Origin of the sequence: Pantoea sp. BRR-3P (assembly GCF_039621635.1) — a bacterium.
GTDB classification, from domain to species: domain Bacteria; phylum Pseudomonadota; class Gammaproteobacteria; order Enterobacterales; family Enterobacteriaceae; genus Pantoea; species Pantoea floridensis.
The window spans coordinates 3,131,420-3,154,009 of sequence record NZ_CP155066.1 but is presented as its reverse complement, the minus strand read 5'-3'; the positions used below and the strand labels follow the sequence as shown (position 1 = coordinate 3,154,009).

Genomic DNA, 22,590 nt, shown 5'->3' with positions numbered 1-22,590 from the left:
ACCCCCGGCTAGCCGGGGGTTTTTATTACTTCAACATATAAGCATCCGCATCGCGCCACGCCGGGAAGCGTTCGCGGTAGGCTTGTAGCTCTTCCAGTGACAGCTCAGCGTCGAGGCGTGCGCGTGCAAAAGGCTCACCGCTCGCCAGAATCTCACCCTGCGGCGAAATAATCCGGCTATCGCCGCTGTATTGATGCTGATTGCCATCGCTGCCAACGCGGTTGCAGCCGGCGACATAAGCCTGGTTCTCAATCGCACGCGCCAGCAGCAGTGATTGCCAATGCAGCGCACGCGGCGCTGGCCAGTTGGCGACATACAGTGCCAGATCGTAATCATTATGATTGCGCGAAAATACCGGAAAGCGCAGGTCGTAACATATTTGCGGCAGAATGCGCCAGCCGCGCCACTCAAACACTTCGCGCGTTTCACCCGCCACATAGTGCTGATGTTCATTGGCCATGCGGAACAGATGGCGTTTGTCATATTGATGCAGCGTGCCGTTGGGTTCCACCAGCAGGAAACGGTTAACCGCGCCTTTCGCCGTCTGAATTGCTGCGCTACCGCCGACTAAAGCATTGCTGGTTTGCGCGTGTGCGTGCAGCCACGCCACCACGTCATCCTGCGGCAGCGAGCCTTCGGCGGCTTCCATGGCAAAGCCGGTGGTAAACATCTCTGGCAGCAGAATGATGTCGCGGCCTTCAATACCTTTCAGTACGCCATCAAAATGGTGCAAATTAGCCGCGCCATCCATCCAGCTCAGCGTTTCCTGCAGAACGGTAATTTTTAAAGCTGACATAAGCGCTCCGCAGCGGCGTCGAGCGTCGCTTCCTGTTTGGCAAAGCACAGGCGAATCAGCTTGTGCGGGAAAGGATCGGCGCAGAACACCGAAAGGGGGATGGCCGCCACGCCGACCTCTTTGGTCAGCAGCTGGCAGAAACTCACGTCATCCAGATCGGAAATGGCGCTGTAATCCACCAGCAGGAAGTAGGTGCCTTCACACGGTAACACCTTAAACCGGCTGCCTGCGAGTGCCGCGATCAACCGATCGCGGCGGCCACGGTAGAACGCTGACAGCTCACGATAGTGTTCGGGTTCCTGACGCAGCATATCGGCAATCGCTAACTGCGCTGGCGTATTGACTGAAAACGTCAAATACTGATGCACCTTGCGGATTTCGGCGCTGATCGCGGCTGGTGCGATGCAATAACCCACTTTCCAGCCGGTCATATGGAAGGTTTTACCAAATGACGACACGGCAATAGCGCGCTGACGCAGGTCGGCATGCGCTAATACGCTGGCGTGACCTTCATCGGCAAAGCAGATGTGTTCATAGACTTCATCGCTCAGCACATAAATTTCCTGCTCTGCAATCGCCTGCCACAGTTCGGCATAATCGCTTTTATGCCATACGGTGGCGGAAGGGTTGTGCGGCGTATTCAGAATCACTAAGCGGGTTTTGGCGCTTAGCAGCGTGCGGAATTCAGACCAATCAACGCGAAATTCTGGCGGCTGCAGCGCGATGCGTTTCAACACGCCGCCGGCGAGCTGAACAGCAGGTGCATAGCTGTCATAGCTGGGATCGAAGCAGATCACTTCATCGCCCTGGCGTACCAGCGCGGTGATCGCGGCGTAGAGCGCTTCGGTAGCGCCGGCGGTTACGGTAATGTCGCTGTTAACGTCGGGCGTGTGGCCATAAAGTTCGGCGGTTTTCTCTACGATGGCTTGACGGAGTGGCAGCGCGCCGATCATCGGTGCATATTGGTTCGCGCCCTGGCTAACGTGATAGGCCAAACGTTCTTGCAGATAGCGTGGACCGTCGAAGTCGGGAAAGCCCTGCGAAAGATTGATAGCGTTGTGCTGCTGCGCTAACGCGCTCATTTGCGTAAAAATGGTGGTGCCGAGCGCCGGTAATTTGCTCTCGGGGATCAGGTTGTGCTGCGTCATTATTTGTGGCCTTAAGCGCGAATGTCGTTGCGGAGAAACCCTGTGTTGCTGCCACTATAAACAGGATGTTAATATTTGGCAATCGAGACGCTTAGACGTCTAAACTAACCTGCGGAGCCTGTATATCGCTATGACGGATTTTCTCCCACTGGAGCATTTAGTGGCCGCCTGCCACTGGATTGGTGGCAAAGGCTGGGCACCCGCCACCGGCGGTAATATGTCGGTGCGGCAGGACGCAGAATATTGTCTGCTGAGCGCGTCAGGGAAAGATAAAGGCAGCCTGACGCGTGATGATTTTATTCAGGTGGAGATTGCGAATAACGCCGTGCCATCCGGGCGCACGCCATCGGCGGAAACTGGTTTGCATACCTTGATTTATCGCCTTTTCCCCCAGGCTGGCGCGGTATTGCATACCCACACCGTCAACTCCACCGTGCTGTCGCGCGTTGAGCAGGGAGATGCGCTGCGGTTAAGTGGCTATGAAATGCAGAAAACGCTGGCCGGCCAGCAGACGCACCTTAATACCATTGCCATTCCTTTATTCGATAACGATCAGGATATTGACGCGCTGGCACAGCGTATTGCCGCCTTTGCAGCAAACACCCCGCTGCAATATGGCTTTTTGCTGCGCGGCCACGGCTTGACCTGCTGGGGCAAAGATGTGAATGAAGCGCGCCGCCACCTGGAAGGGCTGGAATTCCTGTTTGAATGTGAACTGCAACGTCGCCTGCTGGAGGCTAAATGATCCGCGCCATTGTTACCGATATTGAAGGCACCACCAGCGATATCCAGTTCGTGCATAGCGTTTTGTTCCCCTATGCCCGCCAGCATTTGGCCGCCTTTGTGCGCGAGAAGCATGCAGATGAAGATGTGGCTGCCGCACTAAACGCGGTGCGTGACGAAGCGGGCACACCGCAGGCCACGCTTGATCAGCTGATTACCACGCTGATGGGTTATATCGATGAAGATCGCAAGTCACCGGGCCTCAAGGCATTGCAGGGGATGATCTGGCGCGCGGGTTATGTTGACGGCCAGTTTACCGGCCACCTTTATCCCGATGTGCTGCCAGCATTTGAACGCTGGCAGCAGCAAGGTATTAGCCTGTATGTTTATTCCTCCGGATCGATCGCCGCGCAAAAACTGTTATTTGGCTACAGCGATGAAGGTGATTTAACCTCGCTGTTTAGCGGCTATTTTGATACCGGCGTTGGCGCGAAACGTGAAACGCAATCGTATCGCACTATCGCCGAAAAAATCGGCCACGCGCCGGGCTCGTTGTTGTTCCTGTCGGACATCCATCAGGAACTCGACGCGGCGGCGGAAGCGGGCTGGCACACGGTGCAGTTAATTCGTGGCGAGGCGGATAACGCCAGTCGTCATCACCAGGTAAATGATTTTTCCCAGATTAAACCGGAGTCGATTTAACATGAGCGCATTGACCATTTTTACCGATACCGAAGCCCATCAGCCGGTGTGGCACAGCACCGATGCGTCAGCGATTCGCGACCGCCTGAATGCTAAAAACGTGCGCTTTGAACGCTGGGAAGCCGATCGTGATTTGGGGGCGAATCCCGATGCAGAGACGGTGATTAACGCCTATCAACATGCGATAGATCGACTGGTCGCTGAGAAGGGTTATCAGAGCTGGGACGTGCTGAGCATGCGGGCGGATAATCCGCAGAAAGCGGTGTTGCGCGCTAAGTTTATCAATGAACACACGCACAGCGAAGATGAGGTGCGTTTCTTCGTTGAGGGTTCAGGGCTGTTCTGCCTGCATTTGGATGGCGAGGTTTATCAGATTCTGTGTGAGAAGAACGATTTGATTTCCGTGCCAGCGGGTACCGCGCACTGGTTTGATATGGGATCTGAGCCGCACTTTACTGCGATTCGTATTTTCGATAACCAGGAAGGCTGGGTAGCGAACTTTACCGGCGACAAGATTGCCGATGCCTATCCGCGCCTGGCGTGATCATGGGGCGGCATGAATGCCGCCCCTACAACCATGCGCCAACCGTAAGGTCGTCATTTATGACGACCACTAATCAACGGCAATCAGCTTACGGCTGAAAAATCCCTTCCTGAACTTGCGCCGGCGTGACCACGCCGGTATCCAGCACCCAACCGCTAATCAGCGCTGCAGGCGTGACGTCAAACGCCGGGTTATACACCGCTGCGTTGGCGGGTGCCCACTGCACGCTGCCAAAACTGCCCGCTACGCCCGTCACTTCGCTGGCGGCGCGCTGTTCAATCGGTATTGCGTTACCGTTCGGACATAAGCGATCCAGCGTGGTATGCGGTGCCGCCACATAGAAGGGAATGCCGTGATACTGCGCCAGCACGGCCAGGCTGTAAGTGCCAATCTTATTCGCCACATCGCCATTGGCAGCGATGCGATCCGCACCCACCCAAATCGCATCGACCACGCCGCGCGCCATCAAACTGGCGGCCATCGAATCGGTGATCAACTGATAGGGAATATTCAGCTCGCCAAGTTCCCACGCGGTTAAACGCCCACCTTGCAGCAGCGGTCGGGTTTCATCTACCCAGACATTTTTCACCAAGCCCTGCTGATGGGCATAGGCAATCACGCCGAGCGCCGTACCGACGCCCGCCGTCGCCAGCCCACCGGTATTACAGTGCGTCAGCAACTGGCTATCCGGTTTCACCAGTGTGCTCCCGGCGCGAGCGATGTTGTCGCATAGCTGTTTATCTTCCGCCACCAGCCGCAGTGCTTCGGCACTGAGCGCCGCGCCATAATCGTGCTCAGCGAGCGCCGTTTTCATGCGATCAAGATTGTTCATTAAGTTCACCGCCGTTGGACGAGCGGCGCGCAGCACGTTAAGCGCTTCAGCCAGTTCGGGGCGCGTTGCACCTTGCTCGGCGAGCAGCGCCAGCAGCAAACTGGCGGAGAGGCCAATCAATGGCGCTCCGCGCACGCGCAGGGCGTGAATATGATCAACCAGCTGAGCAACGCTATGCGCAGGCTGCCAGTTTTTCTGTTGTGGCAGCGCCTGCTGGTCAAGGATCCACAGTTGATTATTGCGGACCTCAAGGCTGGTGGTGCGAAGTGTTTGCATGATGTGAAATCCCTGTTGCGTTGATGCTGGCTATTGTGCCAACATGCTGAACGGATGTATAGACGTCTGAACGGCTTATTACTATCGAAACTCGAGGAACAGGCAATGTCGCAATACCGTACGTTCACCGCTGCCGATGCTGTGGAATATGCTAAAAAATTTGGCGGTGTTGACGACCCGTCCACGCTGGTGAGCGCTGAAGAGATCGGGGATGGCAATCTCAACCTGGTATTTAAGATTTTCGATAATCAAGGCCGCAGCCGTGTGGTCGTCAAGCAGGCGCTGCCGTATGTGCGCTGCGTGGGCGAGTCATGGCCGCTCACGCTGGATCGCGCGCGTCTGGAGGCGCAGACGCTGGTTGAACACTACAAATATTGTCCTCAGCACACCGTTAACATCACGCATTACGACGCAGACTTAGCGGTGATGGTGATGGAAGATCTCTCCAGCCATCGCATCTGGCGCGGCGAGCTGGTGAAAGGCGCCTACTACCCGCTGGCGGGCCGTCAGGTAGGGGAATATCTGGCACAGACGCTGTTCCATACTTCCGATTTCTTCCTGCATCCCCACAAGAAAAAAGCGGAAGTCGCGCGTTTTATTAATCCGGAAATGTGTGAAATTACAGAAGACCTGTTCTTCAACGATCCCTTTACCGATCACGAACGCAATAGCTATCCCACCGCGCTGGAATCGTTGGTGGTTAGCCTGCGCACCGACGACGCACTCAAAATCGCCGTCGCGGGACTGAAGCACCGCTTTTTCGCTGATGCGGAAGCGCTGCTGCACGGTGATGTTCATAGTGGCTCGATCTTCGTGGCAGATGGCAGCCTGAAAGTGATCGATGCCGAGTTTGGCTACTTTGGACCGATCGGCTTTGACGTCGGCAGCGCTATTGGCAACCTGCTGATTAATTACTGCTGCCTGCCGGGCCTGCTGGCCCCGCGTGAAGCGGCGGAAGGGCGTGAGCGTCGCTTGAGTGACGTACACGATATCTGGAGCCACTTTGCTAGCCGCTTCCTTGAGCTGGCACAGGAAAAAACCACCGACGTGGCGCTGGCTTATCCCGGCTATGCCGCATCGTTCCTGCAAAAAGTCTGGCGCGACACCATCGGCTACTGCGGCACTGAGTTGATTCGACGTACCGTAGGCATGTCACATGTTGCGGATTTCAAACAGATTGAAGATGTGACGATGCGCACTGAATGCATCCGCAGCTGCATAACGCTGGGACGCACGCTGATTTTAGCCGCCGATCATGTTGCGGATGTTGATGCGTTGATTGCGCGGATTCGCCAGGCGGGCTGAATTTCTGATAAAAAAAAAAAGCCTCCAGAAGGAGGCTTTTCGTTTTTATGCGGCTTCACTTGCTCGTGGGTTAGGCTTGCTTTGCGGCTTGGGGACCGCCAGCGCCTCGGGAGCAAAATCATCCACGTTAATCGCTTTCAGGCGGCTTGCTTCAGCGCGCACCAGTACCTGGGCTTCGCTCTCATCAATCCATCCCTCTTGCAGCGCACGCTGCGCCAGCGCATCCAGCCGGGTAAACGGCAGATGTTTTTTCTGCTGCTGGCACAGGCGATCGTGAATCACTTCTGCTGCCATGACATCCTGCAGCGCTTGCTCCAGCTGACCGGCCGGATTGTGCGCGCTGGGTGCCAGATACTGGCCGCGGCCTAAACGGGTGCGCGTGGCGGAGGGCAGTTGCAGCAGTTTCGCCAGTTTATGATCCAGCTTATCTGATGGTGCAGGGCAGTGATGACCGCCAGCGAAAATCACCAGACGCAGCGCACCGGCTACCATGCGATTTGGGAAGTTGCGCAGCAGATCATCCATCGCTACCTCGGCCTGATGCAACGCATCCTGCACCCCCCAATGCACCAGCGGTAAATCAGCCTCGTTACGGCCTTCATCGTCATAGCGTTTCAGAGTGGCCGATGCCAGATACATTTGGCTGAGTACATCGCCGAGGCGCGCCGAGATGCGTTCGCGACGCTTCAGGCTGCCACCCAGTACCGCCATCGATACATCCGACAACAGCGCGAGGTTGGCACTTAAACGGTTGAGATGCTGATAATAGCGGCGCGTAACGTCGCGGGTTGGCGTGGCACTGGTACGGCCGCCGGTTAAACCCAGCCACAGGCTGCGTACTTTATTGCTGCCCACGTGGCCGATATGGCTGAACAGCGCGCGGTCAAAGGTAATCAAATCGTTTTTCGCCGCGGCGTTCATCTCTTCCAGCACCCATGGATGGCAGCGAATGGCGCCCTGACCAAAGATAATCATGCTACGCGTAAGAATGTTGGCGCCTTCCACGGTGATGGCGATCGGCGCGCCCTGGTAAGCGCGGGCCAGGAAGTTGTTTTCGCCCAGCATGATGCCTTTACCACCGGCGATATCCATCGCATCGATGATGGCGCGCTGGCCGCGATGGGTGCAGTGATACTTCACAATCGCTGACAGCACCGCCGGTTTCTCACCGAGCATGATGCCGCTGGTGATAAGCGTCGCAGCGGCATCCATCACGTAGGCATTGCCGGCGATGCGTGCCAGCGGCTCTTCAATCCCTTCCATCTTACCGATGGAAAGTTTGAACTGGCGGCGAATGTGCGCATAGGCACCGGTTGCCAATGCCATACTCTTCACGCTGCCGGTAGAGTTGGATGGCAGCGTAATACCACGGCCTACAGACAAGCACTCCACCAGCATACGCCAGCCCTGGCCGGCCATCGACGGGCCACCGATGATGAAATCGATGGGTACGAAGATATCTTTACCGCGCGTTGGGCCGTTCTGGAACGGCACATTAAGTGGGAAGTGACGCTGGCCAATCTCCACGCCAGGCGTGTGCGTAGGGATCAGTGCACAAGTAATACCCAGCTGTTCCGTCTCGCCCAGCAGATGGTCCGGATCGGAAAGCTTAAACGCCAGACCGAGTACGGTCGCGATCGGTGCCAGCGTAATATAACGTTTGTTCCAGGTAAGGCGCATGCCCAGCACCTGCTGACCTTGCCATTCACCCATGCACACGACGCCGGTATCAGGAATAGCGCCGGCATCAGATCCGGCTTCCGGGCTGGTCAACGCAAAGCAGGGAATTTCGTCACCGCGTGCCAGACGCGGCAGATAGTGATCCTTCTGCTCATCGGTACCGTAATGCTGCAGTAACTCGCCTGGGCCAAGTGAGTTTGGTACGCCGACGGTAATCGCCAGAATGCCGGAAACGCCGGCCAGTTTTTGCAGCACGCGCGCCTGCGCATAAGCTGAGAACTCCAGGCCGCCGTACTCTTTCTTAATGATCATGGCGAAGAAGCGATGCTGCTTCAGATACGCCCACAGCTCCGGCGGTAGATCGGCCATTTCATGGGTGATTTCGAAGTCGTTCGCCATGCGGCATGCTTCTTCCACCGGGCCATCAATAAAGGCCTGTTCCTCTTCGGTCAGTCGCGGTTGCGGATAGTTGTGCAGCTTCTGCCAATCCGGCTTTCCGCGGAACAGATCGCCTTCCCACCAGGTGGTGCCCGCGTCAATCGCCTCTTTTTCGGTGCGTGACATCGGTGGCATCACTTTCTGGAAGCTGCGCAGCGCCGGTTTTGAAAACATGCTGCGGCGCAGTGCAGGCAGGTTAAACGGCAGCAGGATAATCGCCAGCGGCACCAGCAGCCACGGGGTCCAGAGGCCAGCGGCCGCGAGTGCGCCGGTCCACAGCAGCAATATGACGCTGCTCAGCTGCAGGGAGATTTGGTGGTAAAACAAGACGCTAAGTAAAATTAGCGTCGCAACAATTGAGGCAACCAACATAATGAACCACTCCATAAGTAGTAAGAGGTCTGACCTGTTATGGGTGTAGGTTTAGAATAGCGGGCAAAATTTATCAATCTGTTTACATCGCAATTACAACCCAACTCACAAATTCATTGCGTGTACGGCAACAACTGCCAAACTTCCTTCAGCCATCGCGCTTTTCCTCGGTGCTGGCGCTTTGCGGCTTAGCCCCATTCCGTTAAACTTGCTGGGTCAATCTTTCCTCTAAAGGACATCACTATGTATCAGGACATTATTCGCTCAGAACTCAATGAAGCAGCCGATACGCTCACTACGTTCCTGAGTGACGAAGCCAATATTCATGCGATTCAGCGCGCCGCGGTTCTGCTGGCCGATAGCTTTAAAGCGGGTGGCAAAGTGCTCTCCTGCGGTAACGGCGGCTCACACTGCGATGCCATGCATTTTGCTGAAGAGCTGACTGGGCGCTATCGTGAAAATCGTCCTGGTTATCCAGCCATTGCCATTTCGGATGTCAGCCATCTCTCCTGCGTCAGCAACGATTTCGGCTATGACTATGTGTTCTCACGCTACATCGAAGCGGTGGGCCGTGAAGGGGATGTGGTGCTGGCGCTCTCTACCTCGGGTAACTCCGCCAACATTATTAAAGCAATTGAAGCTGCCCGCGCCAAAGGGATGAAAGTGATCACCCTGACCGGCAAAGATGGCGGCAAGATGGCGGGCTCGGCGGACATCGAAATTCGCGTGCCGCACTTTGGCTATGCCGACCGCATACAGGAGATCCACATTAAAGTGATTCATATCCTGATGCTGTTAATCGAAAAAGAGATGGTTAAGTAATGACGTGTTCCTCTCGCCGCTTGCGAGAGGGACTCATTTAAGGCGGTTGCTATGTGCGAATTGCTCGGGATGAGCGCCAATGTCCCTACGGACATCTGTTTCAGTTTTACCGGTCTGGTGCAGCGTGGCGGTGGAACCGGGCCGCACAAAGATGGCTGGGGCATCACCTTTTACGAAGGCAAAGGTTGCCGCACGTTCAAAGATCCGCAGCCGAGCTTTAACTCGCCTATTGCCCGTTTGGTGCAGGAATATCCCATCAAATCGCATTCGGTGGTGGCGCATATCCGCCAGGCGAATCGCGGTGAAGTGTCGCTGGAAAATACCCATCCGTTTACGCGTGAGCTGTGGGGGCGTAACTGGACCTACGCCCATAATGGGCAGCTGAAAGGCTATCGCCAGCTGGATACCGGGCCCTTCCGTCCTATTGGCGAAACCGACAGTGAAAAGGCGTTTTGCTGGATTCTGCACAAACTTACCGAGCGCTATCCGCGCACGCCGGGTAACTGGCCTGCGGTGTTTCGCTATATTGCAGAGCTGGCTGCAGAAATGCGTGAGAAGGGCGTATTTAACATGCTGTTATCGGATGGGCGTTACCTAATGGCCTTCTGCTCAACCAATCTTTACTGGATCACGCGCCGCGCGCCGTTTGGCAAAGCGACGCTGCTCGATCAGGACGTAGAAATTGATTTTCAGCAGCAGACTACGCCGCAAGATGTGGTGACAGTGATTGCCACACAGCCATTAACGGGGAATGAAACCTGGCACCGGATAGTGCCAGGCGAGTGGGCGTTATTTTGCCTGGGTGAGCGCCAGGAATGATTTCGAGGCAGCATCCGGTGTCGATATCACCGGCGTGTTGTTCACCGCATATTGGCCGGTTGCCGTCACGTTCACCGTTGGCGGCACGCGGTACTTCACAAAGTAGGCATAGCCCGGCTGCAGTTCACGCCAGAAATTAATATCGCTTGAATAACGATGGCGCTGCATGTTGCTTTCCGTCATGCGGAATGGATAGATGTTGACCTGAATCTCCTGCTGACCATTACGCAGCGCGGCGTTGGTATAGTTGAAGATCTCATCCATTGACGCATTGGTCATCGCGTAGCAGCCAATCGATACGCAATCACCGTGAATCATCAGAAACTTACCGTCATAACCTTTAGCGCGATCGTACTGGTTAGGGAAACCGGTATTAATGGCGCGGTAAAAACGGCTATCGGGTTTTAACTGGTTAAGCTTAACGTTATAAAAGCCTTCCGGACTTTTAAAATCGCCCTGACGACGTTTAGGTCCTAAACCGCCAGAAAAATTACAGATGCGATAGCTGTCCAGCAGACGATATTCATTACCGATTTTGCCGTACAGTTCCAGCGTACGCTCTTCCTTGAAAATCTGAATAAAAACCGGGGTTCCAATCAGTTGTTTCTTTAACTCTTTGCTCACCGGAGCCAGCGGTTGCGTAGGCTCGGGGTTAATTGCCCAGCTAAGGAGCGGCATAAGAATCATCGCAAGCAATAATGCGATTCTGCCCATTCTGTAGATACCTTGATGTGAAGAGAGACGATGACGCTGCGCGTCTGGGTATTGCATTATCGGAAATATCCGCTATCGCTGCGCAACATTAACATTGTCTGGCTTTTAATCAAGCCAGTGTCCGAGAAAATGGCGCGTTCCTAAAGGGAATGCGGCCATAAATTTGTAAACTTTAATTAGTCCGACAAAAATTTCGCGCATTTTGTACGAAGGTTAAAATTTATAATCCGAGCAGCAAACAAGAACGGTCTTGTCGGAAGGGGTCAGCCACCTCCTTATACTGCGCCAAACCCTTTCAGCAGGAAAAAATCTATGAATCCTTCGGTGGCCCCTTCGGTTTATCAGGTTGAGGAGCTTCATTATATGTTGTCGCCCGGTCCTGACCTGATTAATCGGCATCTCAGGAATGGCACCCCATGGGAACCGGCAATGGTCTCTCTCTCAAAATTACTCATTAAAGGGATAGATCGCCCGGTGTTGATCGATGTCGGGGCCAATTTGGGGGCCTGGTCGGTGCCGATGGGAGACCATATTCGTGAGCAGGGCGGCACGTTATATGCCTTCGAACCTCAGCGGCAGGTGTTTTATCAGCTGTGCGCCAATCTGTTTATCAATCAGCTGTTTCATTGTCATGCAAGGCAGATGGCAATAGGTGATATCAATGGTGAAATTGATGTTCCGGTGCTGGATATGCAAACCGAGATTAATGTTGGTGCGCTTTCTCTGGATGCTGAAATTCGTGCCCAAAGGCAGGTATTAAGTACCAAATTAACCGAGAGTGAATCTGTGCGTATTGCAACGCTGGATAGTCTGGAATTGCCTGGCGCGCACCTCATTAAAGTGGATGTTGAAGGTTTGGAGCTTGAAGTACTCAGGGGCGCTCGTCACTGGCTTGAAACGTCTGCTTATCCGCCCATTTTGTTCGAAGTCTGGCGAGAGCAGCTCAAAGCATTCGTTCCAAAACGTAACCGCTTGCTGGACTTTGTGCGCGGGGAATTGGGCTATGAAGTCGAGCTGTTTGGTGAGCTTGCTATCGCACAACATCCCTCTAACAAACGTTTAAATATCACCATCAGCGATAAAGGAATGGTGATTAATCCCTGAAATTAATCCCACATGCGCGCTCTGTGAACACTTTTGCATCTGTACAAATATCCAGTATTATAATGAGGTCTTATTTTTAATCTGGGTTAGTTACACACGTGAAAATCATTCATGTCGATATGGACTGCTTTTATGCGGCGGTGGAGATGCGCGATGATCCCTCATTGCGTGATATCCCCATTGCAATTGGTGGCAGCCGTGAGCGACGTGGCGTGATCAGTACCGCCAACTATCCGGCCCGTAAGTATGGCGTGCGCAGCGCGATGCCCACCGGCATGGCGCTAAAACTTTGCCCTCATCTGCGTTTATTGCCCGGTCGCTTTGATGCGTATAAAGAAGCTTCGCACCAGATTCGCGACATCTTCGCGCGCTATACCTCGCTGATTGAACCGCTCTCGCTGGATGAAGCCTACCTTGATGTTACCGACAGCCTGCATTGCCAGGGCTCGGCAACGCTGATGGCGCAGGCCATTCGTGCGGATATTCTGCGCGAAACCGGATTGACCGCTTCTGCCGGTATCGCGCCCATCAAGTTTCTTGCCAAAATCGCCTCCGATCTCAACAAGCCCAATGGGCAATATGTGATAACGCCTGACGCCATGTCTGATTTTTTACTGACGCTGCCGCTGAGTAAGATCCCCGGCGTTGGCAAAGTCGCCACCAAAAAGCTGGAAGAGATGGGCTTACGCACCTGCGCCGATGTGCAGCAGGCCGATCTTGCCCTGCTGCTCAAGCGCTTTGGCAAGTTTGGCCGCATATTGTGGGAACGCAGCAACGGCATTGACGAGCGAAATGTCGTGGTGGAGCGTGAGCGTAAATCCCTCGGCGTTGAGCGCACGTTAATGGAAGATATTCATCACTGGGAGCAGTGCCTGGAAATTATTGATTTTCTCTACGCTGAGCTGGAGCGTCGCTTAACCGCCATCAAGCCGGATAAGCAGATTGCCCGCCAGGGCGTTAAGCTAAAGTTTAACGATTTCCAGCAGACCACGCAGGAACATGTCTGGCCGGTGCTGAATAAAGAGGACATGATCGCCGTCGCGCGTCAGGCCTGGGATGATCGTCGGGCAGGGCGCGGTGTCAGGCTGGTGGGATTGCATGTCACCATGGTGGATCCGCAGCTGGAGCGGCAGCTGGTGCTGGGGTTATAACAGGGCGCGCTGGTGCACGCCCTGTCAAAGCATTACTTCTTAGCGTACTTCGCTTCCAGCGTGGCAAACCAGGGCGCGACGAAATCACTGTTCTCGCCCCAACCTGGGATGATGTTATTCAGTGAAGCCATGTTAACTGCACCCTGCTGGCTGTTCAGCTGCTGCTGCGAAATCGACGCCGCTTTGAACTCATAGGTTGCGGGCGTTGCTTCGCCGCCAATCTTATTCGCCACCAGGCGCATATTGACCGCGCCAATGGTTTTTGGATCCACCGCTACCGTTTGCACCCACGGGCTGTTCTTCTCATGCATCAGCTGCAGATCCTGATTGGATACGTCGATGCTATAGAGTTTGATCTCGGTACGGCCGTTCTCCTGCAACGCTTTGTAAGCGCCCTGGCTGAAGGCATCCCACGATCCCCAAATGGCATCGATCTTACCTTTCGGGTATTTGGCCAAAATGGCGCCAATCTTGTTGGCGGTATCGCCTTGCACATCAGAGGAAACCGCACCAATCGATTCCAGTTGATGAATGCCAGGATTCGCTTTTAACAGCTTCTCATACACCACCTGCCGGCGATCCATCGCTGGGAAACCCGCCACCCATAGCTTGACGATGTTCGCCTTGCCGTTGAAGTCTTTGATCAAGCTGCCGAGTGATTCTTGCGCCAGCGAGGCGTCGTTTTGTGCCGTTACGGTTACGCCCTCCACCGGGGTATTAACCGGCGTATCAAACACGGAAAGCTTAATGCCGGCCGCAGTGATACGTTGCACCAGCGCGGTAGAGTAAGGATCTTTACCGTGCGACAGAATAATGCCGTCATATTTCTGGCTAATCGCCTGATTAACGAAATCCTGGAAACGCGCATCGTCACCGTTGCTTAGGAAAGTACTGACTTTAAAGCCCAGCTTGCGTCCCTGCTGGATTGCCCCGGCAACAAACTGCGTGGTGTTATCGTCTGAACCGAGGTTACGGATAATCGCAATGCGCACCGGACCTTCGTGGTTGGCGATCGCCGCAGGCACCGGTGTGACGGTGTCGGCGAAGGCGATGCTGGTATTGAGCAGGCTAACGGCCAGCAGCGAAAGGGTGATTTTTTTCATTATGATCTCTTTCTGGTTTAACGCGCCTTAGCGGCGCTGGATGTAAGTGATGGCCAGCGCCAGCGCCAGCACCAGGCCTTTGATAATGTCCATGGCGTAATAGGGTACTGACAGCATCACCAGCCCGTTTTGCAACACACCGAGGATCACGGCGCCCACTAAGGTCCCGAGCGCATTAGGTTTGCCGGAACCGGCCAGCGAGAAGCCAATCCACGCTGCGGCCACGGCATCCATTAAATAGCCACCGCCGGCATTCACCTGCGAGGAGCCAATACGCGAAGCCAGTAAAATGCCGCCCAATCCCGCCAGCAGCGATGCCAGCACATAGGCCAGCACGCGATAGCGTGTAGTGCGAATGCCCGACAGGCGCGCCGCTTCCGGGTTGCCACCCAGCGCATACATGCGACGACCATGCTTCGTTAGCGACAGCGCCAGCTGCGCCACAATCGTTACCACCAGCATGATAATCACGATAGTTGGCACCTGGCCGAGCAGACCAAAGGCGGCAGGAATGGTGCCCTCGGCCATATCGCCGCTGGGCAGCACCATGTTTTCAGTGATCGAGCCGCCAAAGCTGTAGGTCATTGCGACGCCCTGAATCACAAACAGCGTGGCCAGGGTGGCGAGCATGTCGGGAATCCGCAGAATCACAATCAGGAAGCTGTTGAACAGCCCGACCAGCGTGCACAGCAGCAGCGTAATGATGATAGCTTCGGTAGTGCCAAAGCCGTGCCACACGAACAGCGATATCACCAGCGCATTGGCTAATGACGCCGTAGAGCCCACCGACAGGTCAAAGCCGCCAACCGTCAGCGAAAGGGATACGCCAATCGCGATCACCGTAACGATGGCAATCGATCGCAGGATGTTGATGATGTTGGTCGGTTCCAGAAAGCTATCTGAGGCGAGTCCAAATGCCGCAATCAGGATGACAACCGTCAGCAACATGCCCCATTTATAAAGGAACTCGAAGAGTTGATGGCGCAGAGAAGGCCGCGGGTTTAGGGATAATTCTTTGCTGCTCACGCAGGTGTTCCTCCGGTGGAATAAAGCAGAAGCATCTCTTCTGTAGCTACATCGGCGTCCATTTCTGCCACGATGCGCCCATCCCAGAGCACACAAATGCGGTCGCATAGGCCGACCAGTTCAGCAAACTCACCCGAGGCATAAATGATGCCTTTACCTTCGCGCGCTAAGCCGTCAATCAGGCTGAACAGTTCGGTTTTAGCTTTGATATCCACGCCTTTGGTGGGCTCGTCAAAAATCAGAACATCGGCGTTATTACGCAGCCATTTGCCAATCGCCACCTTTTGTTGATTGCCACCCGACAGACGTCGCAGGATCTGCGCCGGCCCGGTGGTGCGTACATTCAGGCGCTGAATCACCTCTTCAGCCCAGCGCCATGCCTGACGATGACCAAACAGGCTCCAGCGTGAAAAGCTGTTATCGGCGCTAATACTCAAATTCATGCTCACCGGCTCATCAATGAAAATACCCTCTTTACGACGCTCTTCCGGCACCAGCGCCATGCGGTTTTCCACCGAATCATGCGGCGAACGCGGTCGCCACGGCTTGCCATGTAACTCGCCTTTCTCAACCCGGCTTTTGCTGGCTCCAAACAACGCTTTGCACAGTTCGGTCTTCCCGGCACCGGCTAAACCTGCAATGCCAAGGATTTCGCCTTTATGCAGGCGCAACGAAATATCTTGCAGCAGACGATCGTCATGTAAGCCTTCAACCGACAGGAGCAGCGGCTGCGCCTGATGTATACGGCGCGGTGGAAAGACATCGTCGAGCTGATGTCCCAGCATCTTCTCAACGATTTGCTCGCCGCTTAGCGCCGCCATCGGACTACTTTCGATCAGGCGTCCATCGCGCAGCACCGTCAGCCGATCGCAAATCGCTTTAAGTTCATGAATGCGATGCGAGATGAATACCACGCCAATGCCGCTCGACTGCAAGCGGCGCACGACGGCAAACAGGCGCTCGCTTTCATGCTGATCGAGCGGGGCAGTGGGTTCATCAAGAATCAGGAAGCGGCAGTGGTGAGATAGCGCACGCGCCAGCAAGATTTGCTGCTTCTCCGCCAGCGAACAGCGCTCAACCAAACGGTTCACATCCAGGTTGACTTCCAACTGTGCCAACAGCGCGCGCGCCTGATGGCGCGTTTCATGCCAGTTGTAGCCATGGCCCGGCTCCGCTAAGCGGTCGAGCAGAATGTTCTCCGCTACGCTGAGTTGCGGCACCAGCGCCACGTCGACTTCCTGCTGAACCAGATGAATGCCAAGCTTTTTGGCATCACGCGGCGAGCGCAGGGCGACGGGAACGCCATCCAGCAAAATTTCCCCGCTGTAATGGGTGTGCGCTCCAGCCAGCACCGCCATGAGCGTCGATTTCCCCGCGCCGTTGGCGCCCGTCAGAGCATGTACCGAACCGCCTTCAGTCAGAAAATCGACCTGCGATAGCGCGGCAAAACCGCCAAAAGCGATGGAGATATTACGCATCTCCAGGCGGTTGATCGCCGTCATGCAGCCGTGCCTTTAATTATTTGAGTTGGGGGCATTTTTTCCTGAACCCTCGCGCTGGGCAACAAACGAAAGGGCATAAGCTAGCACGAAATCTTATTAGCCATCCAGACATCTGGATGTAATGGTGGCTAACGCTGGCGCAAGGGAAAGCGGTGGTTTAACTACGAGGCGTTATACATAATGGGTAGAGTATTGTGCTGCTGAAGGCGATAGCCGGAAACGAGTGGCTTAGGCATAAAAAAACCAGGCCGTAGCCTGGTTGATAGGTCAAACGTAAACTTACGCTTTTTCGGGTACCACGTTCAGCAGCGCTGTCAGCAGTTTCCAGTAAAGACCAACGCTCTCAATGTGTACCTGCTCATCCGGTGAATGCGGGCCGGTGATAGTGGGACCGATCGAAACCATATCCATGTTCGGATACGGTTTCTTGAACAGGCCACACTCCAAACCGGCGTGAATCACCTGGATGTTTGGCGTTTTGCCAAACAGCGCTTCATAGGTTTTACGCGTCAACGCCATAACCGGTGAATCGGCATCGGGCTGCCAGCCTGGGTAGCCGCCTTTGGGTGCCGTTTGCGCGCCAGCCAGTTCTCCCAGCGAAGTCAGCACTTCAACCACCCAATCTTTACCGGTATCGATCAGCGAACGAATCAGACAGATAATTTCGGCATTGTCCTGATCCATGCTCACCACGCCAACGTTCAGCGAGGTTTCCACCACGCCTTTGGCGACGTCGGAGTTACGAATCACACCGTTTGGCGTGGCGTTTAGCAGATTCAGGAAGCGATCGCGGCTATCGCTGCTCAGCGCCTGGCCCTGATGCGCTAGCGACTCAGTCACGACCGCGATATTCTTCTCTTTTGCTCCCAGCTCGTTCAGCAAGGTTGCCTGGAAATGGGCCGCAGCCGATTTCAGGGCATCCACTTTATGGCTGTCGATCGCCAGCGTCGCGAAGGCTTCACGCGGGATAGCGTTGCGCAGCGTACCGCCGGTGAATTCAATCAGGCGCACATCGAGATCGCGCGCGTGCAGCGCCAGAAAACGCGCCAGCAGTTTATTGGCGTTGCCCAGACCATGATGAATGTCGGCACCGGAGTGACCGCCTTTCAGGCCTTTCAGCGTCAGCTTCAGGGTTTCATAACCCGCTGGAATGGCTTCACGCGTCAGCGGCAGGGTGGTGATGAAGTCGATCCCCCCGGCGCAGCCCATGTAAATCTCACCTTCCTCTTCGGAATCGGTGTTGATCAGGATGTCGGCCTGCAGCCAGTTTGGCTGTAAACCAAATGCCCCGTCCATGCCGGATTCTTCGGTCATGGTCAGCAGCACTTCCAGCGGACCGTGCGTCAGGCTGCTGTCAGCCAATACGGCCAGCGCAGACGCCATACCAATGCCGTTATCGGCGCCGAGCGTGGTGCCGCGCGCTTTTACCCAGTCGCCATCAACGTACGGCTGAATCGGATCTTTGGTGAAGTCGTGCGCCGTGTCATTGTTCTTCTGCGGCACCATATCAAGGTGTGCCTGCAGCGCCACCGGCGTGCGTTTTTCCATGCCGGCGGTAGCGGGTTTACGAATCAGGATGTTGCCAACCTGATCGCGCTCAACCCAAAAACCTTGCTCTTTGGCCCAGCCAACAACGTATTCGGCCAGCGCTTCTTCGTGGTAAGAAGGGTGTGGAATGGAACAAATTTTGGCAAAAATATCCCACAGCGGTTGGGGTGAAAGTTGCGACAATTCAGACACCATGCGTCTCCTGTGTCAGCGTGGCGGACATACCGCACGCACGCGGGTTTCCAGTAAAAATCGTCGTCAGAACATCTGACGTGATGGGGCTGAGAATATCACTGTTTCTCACCGGGTGCGTAATCAGGCGCGCTAAAAACCTGCAACCAGTAAGACAGATGCTGGTTTTTAAGGCGTCAGATCCTTATAATCTCGCGCAACCTTTTCCCCCTTGCATATTTTTTAAGCCAAGTTTATTGGTTGGGATTCCTTCATATGAGCGAAAAATACGTCGTAACCTGGGACATGCTGCAGATTCATGCCCGTAAACTGGCCCAGCGCCTGCTTCCTGTGGAACAGTGGAAAGGTATTATCGCGGTGAGCCGCGGTGGTCTGGTTCCGGCATCGCTGCTGGCGCGCGAACTGGGTATTCGCTATGTCGATACCGTGTGCATCTCCAGCTACGATCACGATCATCAGCGTGAAATGAAAGTGCTGAAGCGTGCCGAAGGCGACGGTGAAGGATTCATCGTAATTGACGATTTAGTGGATACCGGCGGCACCGCGCAGGCGATCCGCGATATGTATCCAAAAGCGCGTTTCTGCACCATCTTCGCTAAGCCAGCAGGCCGTGCGTTGGTGGACGACTATATTGTCGATATCCCGCAGAACACCTGGATCGAGCAGCCCTGGGATATGGGCGTGGTGTATATCCCGCCTATCGTTAAAAGCTGATTGATGCATCGCAAACAACGCCCGGTTATGCCGGGCGTTGTGCTTTCTGCGTCTCGCGCGCGTATGACGTGTGCAGTACACTCTTAGCCATCGCTGTAACGTTGGCAGGAGAATCACAAAAATGTCTGATAAAAACCTGAGCGAAGAACTCTTTAAACCCCGTTTTAAACACCCGGAAACCTCTTCACTGGTGCGGCGTCAGCATCACACGCCAGCGCAGGTGCATAACGCGTTGGAAGGGGATACCCAGCGCGGCTGGTATCGCATGCTGAATAAGCTGCTGTGGACGTGGCGGGGTTTATCGCCGCAGGAGATCAGCGAAGTGCTGGCGCGCATTGCGGTGAGCAACTTTGAGCGCACCACGGAATCTCTGCTGGATACCGTGATTGGCTATCGCGGCGGCAACTGGAATTATGAGTGGTCAAAACAGGCGGCAATCTGGCAGCAGCGCGCGATGCAATCTGAAAATCACGACGAAGCCGGACAACACTGGCTGCATGCCGCCAATTTATTCAGCCTCGCGGCCTATCCTTATATTAAAGGCGATGAGCTGGCCGATCAGGCGCAGGTGTTAGCCAATCGCGCCTATGAAGAGGCCACGCAGCGTTTGCCGGGTGAACTGAAATCACTGACGTTCCCGATAAACGGTGGCGCGCCGGTGACCGGCTTCCTGCACATGCCTGCGCAGGCTAAAGCGCCGTATCCCACCGTGTTACTGTGCGGCGGTCTCGATTCGCTACAAAGCGATCACTATCGCTTGTTCCACGATTACCTGGCACCACGTGGCATTGCTATGCTGACGCTGGATATGCCGTCGGTGGGTTTCAGCAGCAAATGGACGCTGAATCAGGACACCAGCCAGCTGCATCAGCAGGTGCTGCGCGAGCTGAGTAACGTGCCGTGGATTGATCATACCCGCGTTGCGCTGCTGGGCTACCGCTTCGGTGCCAATGTGGCAACACGGCTGGCGTATCTTGAAGTGCCGCGCGTGCGTGCCGTCGCCACGCTGGGGGCGATGGTGCACAACGTGTTTGTTGATGCGCAGCAACAGCAGCAGTTACCGGATATGTATATGGATATGCTGGCGAGCCGTCTCGGCATGTCATCCACCTCCGACAGTAATCTGCGTATCGAGCTCAACCGCTATTCCCTGAAAGTGCAGGGCTTGCTCGGTCGCCGCACGCCAACGCCAATGCTGGCAGCGTACTGGCCGGATGATATTTTTGGCCCGGAAGAGGATGCGCAGTTGATCGCGAATTCCTCTGCGCAAGGTAAGACGCTGGCAATTGCAGGCAAGCCGGTTTTTGCCAGTTTCGACAAAGCTTTAAACCAAATTTGTGACTGGCTGGCAAAACAGTTGCAAAACTAACTGGCGAAACCTCAAACCTCTGCTACTACTTATATCCGGGATTTTCCATTTTTAGTTTCATGGGAAGCTAAAAATGCATTTGATGCGGTTTATTTGAGGGAGAGTTTGCATGACGTTACCGAGTGGTCACCCCCGTAGTCGCCTGCTTAAGCGCTTCACCGAATTGGGGCCGTACATCCGTGAAGGAAAATGCGAAGAGACGCGTTTCTTCTTTGATTGCCTGGCGGCCTGCGTCAACGTCAAGCCTGCGCCGGAGCTGCGTGAATTTTGGGGCTGGTGGATGACGCTGGAAGCGCACGAAGATCACTTCACCTATGAATATCACTTTGGTCTGTTTGATAAAGCCGGCGATTGGGGCACCGCAACCATTAAGGGCAAAGAGAACAATGCCAAAGTGGAGAGCACGCTGCGTAATTTCCACGAGCGTCTGAAAGCGATGCTGTTAGAGCAGAAGTTGGATCTGAAACCGGCGGAAGGGTTTAAAGACGAGCCGGTAAAATTGAGCGCCTGACACTCTCGCGCGTGAATAAATAAGAAAGAGCCGGTGATGAGCCGGCTCTTTTTTTATCGACACAGCAAGGGTAATACGCAATCAGAATTGGTAAGTCAGACCCACGGCTACGATGTCATCGTTGTTCAGGTTCAGCTTGTTGTTATCATCCAGCTGGTTGATTTTGTAATCAACAAAGGTCGACATGTTTTTGTTGAAGTAGTAAGTCATGCCCACGTCGATATATTTAACCAGATCTTCATCACCGATACCTTCGATGTCTTTACCTTTGGTCTGGATATAGCCAAGGGACGGACGCAGGCCGAAGTCAAACTGATACTGCGCCACCACTTCGAAGTTTTGCGCTTTGTTAGCAAAGCCACGTGTACCGATTGGCGTCATATTGCGGGTTTCGGTGTAGATAGAGGCCAGGTAGATGCTGTTGGCATCATACTTAATGCCCGCGCCCCAGGAATCAGCTTTATCGCCATGCCCCAGCGCCTGTTGCTGCTGCTGAATGGTACGATCGGAAGAGGTGATAGCCGACATCAGGCTGACGCCGGTATCACCAATGGTGTAGCCCAGTGATGCACCGTAACCGTCACCGTTCTGGCGAGAGGTATCGGTGATGCTGCCACGGGCGTTGGCGCTGGTCGCATCGTTTTTGCCCTGATATTGCAGCGCGAAGCGCAGGCCATCAACCAGACCGAAGAAGTTGCTGTTGCGGTACGTGGCCACGCCGGTAGCACGCGCGGTCATGAAGTTATCGGTACGCGCTGTACCGTCACCACCAAACTCTGGGAATACGTCCGTCCATGCCTCTACGTCGTAGAGCACGCCGTAGTTACGACCGTAATCGAATGAACCGTATTGACCGAATTTCAGACCGGCAAAGCCCAGACGGGTTTTGTTGCCGGCGTTCGCGTCAGAACCTTCAGAGTTATTGACGTTGTACTGATATTCCCACTGGCCATAACCGGTCATCAGGTCATTGATCTGCGTCTGACCTTTGAAACCGATACGAACGTAAGATTTGTCGCCGTCCTGGCTCGCATTATCGCTGAAGTAATGTTCAGCTTTAACGCGGCCGTAGAAGTCGAGTTTATTACCATCTTTGTTATAAACTTCTGCGGCGTTTGCGGTGGAAGCCAGCGCCAGCGCTGAAACGACTAATGCCAGTGTGCTTTTCTTCATTTTGCTATCAATCCCAATGAGTAAAA

At 54.7% G+C, this 22,590-nt stretch carries 21 protein-coding genes; 11 read left to right on the top strand and 10 right to left on the bottom strand.

All coding sequences use genetic code 11. From position 1 onward, the window contains the following. Positions 1-25 precede the first annotated feature (25 nt). Entirely contained in the window at positions 26-796 is a 771-nt protein-coding gene (locus AAGR08_RS14710; protein WP_097094830.1) for an amidohydrolase, read from the bottom strand. After that, complete coding sequence (locus AAGR08_RS14705; protein WP_345827215.1) at positions 784-1,944, bottom strand: pyridoxal phosphate-dependent aminotransferase; 1,161 nt, start codon at positions 1,942-1,944, stop codon at positions 784-786. The genes AAGR08_RS14710 and AAGR08_RS14705 overlap by 13 nt, the downstream gene beginning before the upstream one ends. A gap of 130 nt (positions 1,945-2,074) precedes the next feature. Here AAGR08_RS14705 and AAGR08_RS14700 point away from each other — a divergent pair, with 130 nt between their 5' ends. Genes AAGR08_RS14700 through AAGR08_RS14690 form a run of 3 tightly spaced genes read left to right on the top strand, consistent with a single transcriptional unit; the run spans position 2,075 to position 3,913 of the window. Further along, positions 2,075-2,689: a methylthioribulose 1-phosphate dehydratase gene (locus tag AAGR08_RS14700; RefSeq protein ID WP_097094828.1), complete on the top strand. Its 615-nt coding sequence runs from the start codon at positions 2,075-2,077 to the stop codon at positions 2,687-2,689. Further along, the gene (mtnC, locus tag AAGR08_RS14695; protein ID WP_097094827.1) at positions 2,686-3,369 is read left to right on the top strand and encodes an acireductone synthase; all 684 of its coding nucleotides are present in this window, start codon (positions 2,686-2,688) and stop codon (positions 3,367-3,369) included. The genes AAGR08_RS14700 and mtnC overlap by 4 nt, the downstream gene beginning before the upstream one ends. Before the next feature lies 1 nt (position 3,370). Next, a complete protein-coding gene (locus tag AAGR08_RS14690) occupies positions 3,371-3,913 on the top strand; it encodes an acireductone dioxygenase (RefSeq protein WP_345827214.1) in 543 nt (180 codons plus the stop codon). An 88-nt stretch (positions 3,914-4,001) separates the two neighbouring features. Here AAGR08_RS14690 and mtnA read toward each other — a convergent pair whose 3' ends face one another. Beyond that, a complete protein-coding gene (gene mtnA, locus AAGR08_RS14685; protein WP_345827213.1) occupies positions 4,002-5,021 on the bottom strand; it encodes an S-methyl-5-thioribose-1-phosphate isomerase in 1,020 nt (339 codons plus the stop codon). A 105-nt stretch (positions 5,022-5,126) separates the two neighbouring features. Here mtnA and mtnK point away from each other — a divergent pair, with 105 nt between their 5' ends. Continuing rightward, positions 5,127-6,326, top strand: a complete 1,200-nt coding sequence (mtnK, locus tag AAGR08_RS14680; RefSeq protein WP_097094824.1) for an S-methyl-5-thioribose kinase — start codon at positions 5,127-5,129, stop codon at positions 6,324-6,326. Positions 6,327-6,371: 45 nt separating this feature from the next. Here mtnK and fadE read toward each other — a convergent pair whose 3' ends face one another. Beyond that, a complete protein-coding gene (gene fadE / locus AAGR08_RS14675) occupies positions 6,372-8,816 on the bottom strand; it encodes an acyl-CoA dehydrogenase FadE (RefSeq protein WP_097094823.1) in 2,445 nt (814 codons plus the stop codon). Between the two features lie 243 nt (positions 8,817-9,059). Here fadE and lpcA point away from each other — a divergent pair, with 243 nt between their 5' ends. Together lpcA and AAGR08_RS14665 are read left to right on the top strand one after the other, a co-directional pair. Then, positions 9,060-9,638 carry a D-sedoheptulose 7-phosphate isomerase gene (gene lpcA / locus AAGR08_RS14670; protein ID WP_097094822.1) on the top strand — a complete coding sequence of 193 codons (579 nt, stop codon included), beginning with the start codon at positions 9,060-9,062 and terminating at the stop codon, positions 9,636-9,638. Between the two features lie 51 nt (positions 9,639-9,689). Next, entirely contained in the window at positions 9,690-10,457 is a 768-nt protein-coding gene (locus AAGR08_RS14665) for a class II glutamine amidotransferase (protein WP_097094821.1), read from the top strand. Here AAGR08_RS14665 and dpaA read toward each other — a convergent pair. After that, the gene (gene dpaA / locus AAGR08_RS14660; RefSeq protein ID WP_097094820.1) at positions 10,428-11,171 is read right to left on the bottom strand and encodes a peptidoglycan meso-diaminopimelic acid protein amidase; all 744 of its coding nucleotides are present in this window, start codon (positions 11,169-11,171) and stop codon (positions 10,428-10,430) included. The two genes, AAGR08_RS14665 and dpaA, sit on opposite strands and share 30 nt — an antisense overlap. A gap of 312 nt (positions 11,172-11,483) precedes the next feature. Here dpaA and AAGR08_RS14655 point away from each other — a divergent pair, with 312 nt between their 5' ends. Together AAGR08_RS14655 and dinB are read left to right on the top strand one after the other, a co-directional pair. Next, the gene (locus AAGR08_RS14655; RefSeq protein WP_345827212.1) at positions 11,484-12,275 is read left to right on the top strand and encodes an FkbM family methyltransferase; all 792 of its coding nucleotides are present in this window, start codon (positions 11,484-11,486) and stop codon (positions 12,273-12,275) included. Between the two features lie 98 nt (positions 12,276-12,373). Then, positions 12,374-13,426 (top strand): DNA polymerase IV, encoded by a 1,053-nt coding sequence (dinB, locus tag AAGR08_RS14650; RefSeq protein WP_345827211.1) that lies wholly within the window; start codon positions 12,374-12,376, stop codon positions 13,424-13,426. Positions 13,427-13,458: 32 nt separating this feature from the next. On the opposite strand, the gene AAGR08_RS14645 is transcribed toward dinB, so the two are convergent. The 4 genes from AAGR08_RS14645 to pepD form a co-directional block, all read right to left on the bottom strand. Next, positions 13,459-14,529, bottom strand: a complete 1,071-nt coding sequence (locus AAGR08_RS14645; RefSeq protein ID WP_097094817.1) for a sugar ABC transporter substrate-binding protein — start codon at positions 14,527-14,529, stop codon at positions 13,459-13,461. A gap of 27 nt (positions 14,530-14,556) precedes the next feature. Beyond that, positions 14,557-15,555 (bottom strand): ABC transporter permease, encoded by a 999-nt coding sequence (locus tag AAGR08_RS14640; RefSeq protein WP_097094816.1) that lies wholly within the window; start codon positions 15,553-15,555, stop codon positions 14,557-14,559. After that, positions 15,552-17,057, bottom strand: coding sequence for a sugar ABC transporter ATP-binding protein (locus AAGR08_RS14635; protein WP_097094815.1), 1,506 nt, complete (start codon positions 17,055-17,057; stop codon positions 15,552-15,554). The genes AAGR08_RS14640 and AAGR08_RS14635 overlap by 4 nt, the downstream gene beginning before the upstream one ends. 279 nt (positions 17,058-17,336) lie before the next feature. Beyond that, positions 17,337-18,797, bottom strand: coding sequence for a beta-Ala-His dipeptidase (pepD, locus tag AAGR08_RS14630; protein ID WP_176519196.1), 1,461 nt, complete (start codon positions 18,795-18,797; stop codon positions 17,337-17,339). 255 nt (positions 18,798-19,052) lie between these two features. Between pepD and gpt the strand changes: the two genes are divergently transcribed. The 3 genes from gpt (at position 19,053) to crl (ending at position 21,391) form a co-directional block, all read left to right on the top strand. Continuing rightward, positions 19,053-19,511, top strand: coding sequence for a xanthine phosphoribosyltransferase (gene gpt, locus AAGR08_RS14625; RefSeq protein ID WP_007887137.1), 459 nt, complete (start codon positions 19,053-19,055; stop codon positions 19,509-19,511). Between the two features lie 121 nt (positions 19,512-19,632). Beyond that, complete coding sequence (gene frsA / locus AAGR08_RS14620; RefSeq protein ID WP_345827210.1) at positions 19,633-20,880, top strand: esterase FrsA; 1,248 nt, start codon at positions 19,633-19,635, stop codon at positions 20,878-20,880. Positions 20,881-20,989: 109 nt separating this feature from the next. Next, a complete protein-coding gene (crl, locus tag AAGR08_RS14615; protein WP_097094812.1) occupies positions 20,990-21,391 on the top strand; it encodes a sigma factor-binding protein Crl in 402 nt (133 codons plus the stop codon). Between the two features lie 81 nt (positions 21,392-21,472). Here crl and ompC read toward each other — a convergent pair whose 3' ends face one another. Further along, complete coding sequence (gene ompC / locus AAGR08_RS14610; protein WP_097094811.1) at positions 21,473-22,564, bottom strand: porin OmpC; 1,092 nt, start codon at positions 22,562-22,564, stop codon at positions 21,473-21,475. Positions 22,565-22,590: the final 26 nt, after the last annotated feature.